This is a genomic window from Arthrobacter sp. SPT-J7 (assembly GCF_059089965.1).
This window is the reverse complement of sequence record NZ_JBNHFF010000366.1, coordinates 1-2,155: the sequence shown is the minus strand read 5'-3', so window position 1 is coordinate 2,155 and position 2,155 is coordinate 1. Positions and strand designations below refer to the sequence as shown.

The 2,155-nt window shown below is 59.2% G+C and carries 3 protein-coding genes; 2 read left to right on the top strand and 1 reads right to left on the bottom strand.

The window, feature by feature from the left end:
- Positions 1-273: FGGY family carbohydrate kinase (locus AC5RWX_RS32705; protein ID WP_494100325.1), on the bottom strand; the 273-nt coding region annotated here is incomplete at its 3' end.
- Positions 274-478: 205 nt separating this feature from the next.
- On the opposite strand from AC5RWX_RS32705, the gene AC5RWX_RS32700 reads away from it, so the two are divergent.
- Both AC5RWX_RS32700 and AC5RWX_RS32695 read left to right on the top strand, forming a co-directional pair.
- A complete protein-coding gene (locus AC5RWX_RS32700) occupies positions 479-1,420 on the top strand; it encodes a DUF7973 family transport facilitator (RefSeq protein WP_494100324.1) in 942 nt (313 codons plus the stop codon).
- Between the two features lie 21 nt (positions 1,421-1,441).
- The coding region (locus AC5RWX_RS32695) for an HAD-IIB family hydrolase (RefSeq protein WP_494100323.1) at positions 1,442-2,155 on the top strand (714 nt) is incomplete at its 3' end.

Below are 2,155 nucleotides of genomic sequence, written 5' to 3'. Positions count from 1 at the left end.
GTCCTTCTCCCAGACAATTCCGGTCTCGCGCTGGTTCGTGAGACCGGCCCCGGACAGCTGATTCGGGGAAATGCCGGCGTCTCGCAGGGCGGCCCGAATCACCTCGAGTTGCGTATTCAGGATCTGCATGGGATCGTGCTCGATCCAACCGGGACGGGGGTAAATCTGCGTCAGTTCCGCCTGGCCAAATCCATGAACGTTAGTATTTTCGTCCATAATGAAAGCGCGGGCGCTAGTTGTGCCTTCGTCAATGCCAAGAATGTACTTAACCATTTTCTCTCACTTCTTTGTGTCGAGGGTAGAGGCTGGCCGCGCGGCGCGCGGCCGAACAGCTGGCGCTAACCTAATTCGTATGTAGATGTCTAGTCAAGTATTGCCCTGCACGATCAAGCGCTATACGCTGTGACCGACCGGCATCCGGGCCGACCCCATAAACATTCGTTCAAGCAGCACGACGACGTGACGCAAAGGATCCGCAATGGTTATCAGCTTTTTCTCTATCCTTGCCGCAGCCGCAGGCGGTTTTTTTGGAGCCGCCATAGGAGCGCTCCAAGCATTTATCTTTACCGGGCTACTGGCAATAATCGGCGTGCTCGCGCTTGCGGCCGACCCCAATTCCACCGTTCTCAGTGAGATAGCCTTCGGTCCCGCGTTCGGCCCCCACATTTCTTTCGCCGGCGGCGTGGCAGCTGCCGCTTGGGCAGCCCGCAAAAGCGATTTGACTGGAAAGGACATCGTCACTCCGCTGTCAAAGTTCGCCCGCCCGGACGTCCTCCTGGTAGGAGCAGCATTTGGCATCTTTGGCTATGTCGTCCAAAAACTGCTCGCTCTGATCCCGTGGTTTGGCAGCAATACCGACTCAGTCGCGCTGACGGTCGTGATTTCGGCCCTTGCTGTGAGGCTCCTCTTCGGCAGGAGCGGCCTTTTTGTCCATAACGGATCAGGCGCCTCCGGATGGGCTGCTTACTCCCCGACGGACAAGGGCCGGTGGATTGAGGGGCAGGAACGCTTCGTGCCCAATACGGTACTCGGCATCTTCGTCGGCCTCCTGTCCGCTTTCGTGGCCCTGGAACTGGTGCGCTCCATGCCGCAGCTTGGAGGCAACGCGCCGGTGTTCATGTTCGGCATTTCCGCAGTGTCCCTAATCTTCCTCTCCCTCGGACACGCCGTGCCCGTCACGCACCACATCACCCTGCCTGCCGGCATCGCTGCTGTCACCTTCTTTCCCCTTGTCGGCGAGACCTGGATTGCCATGCTTGTGGGGGCAGCGGCCGGCTTGCTCGGCGCATGGCTCGCCGAGCTCTTCAGCCGGCTGTGGCTTGCCCACGGTGACACCCATATCGACCCTCCCGCGGCTGCAATCTGGCCAACGGTGACCATCATCCTCGGCGTGGCAACGGTCGCAACGGCCGCCAGCTGACCAACAGAACGGACTTGCCATATGACCAACTGGGATATCAAGCATCTGGGGCGTGTGCGCGCCGTTGCACTTGATGTTGACGGAACAATCGCCGGCCATGACCACCGCGTAAATCCACGGACGGTAACAGCAATTGCCGCCCTCCAGAAGCTTGGTATCCCCGTGGTTCTCCTAACCGGACGCTCACGCAGGAACACGCAGGATCTTGCCCGCCAGCTCGGTATTACCAATGAGGTGGTCTGCTGCAACGGTGCCGTCGTCTTCAACCCTGTCACGGATGAGGACATCCGGGTCGTCACCATGAAGGATGATGACGTCTCAGTCATCAAGTCCTTACACCGAGACACCGGCCTTGACCTAACGTGGTGGACCGTCAATGACATCGTAGTCGACCATGATGGCCCAATGCGCGACCAGCTGATCGAGCTCAACGAAGACAATGTGCAGGTTGCCGGCAGCAGCGAGATCAATACCCGCGTGGTGAAGATGATGCTGTACGGTCCGTCCGAACGCCTTGATGAGGAAACCCCACGCATCCTCCGAAGGATGCCCCAGGCAGCCCGCTCCATGTCCGTATTCTTCGAATTCGTCGACCCGAACGCCAACAAGTGGGAAGCCCTGCAGTTCATTCTTCCCCGGCTGGGGCTTACTCCGGCAGAAGTACTCGGGCTTGGAGATGGCGGAAACGACACAGTCTGGCTGTCGCAGATCGGTCATCCAATAGCCATGGGCAAC

Bases quoted from the DNA above. Each gene is read 5' to 3' on its own strand.
- AC5RWX_RS32700 (WP_494100324.1), top strand. From the start codon at position 479: ATGGTTATCAGCTTTTTCTCTATCCTTGCCGCAGCCGCAGGCGGTTTT.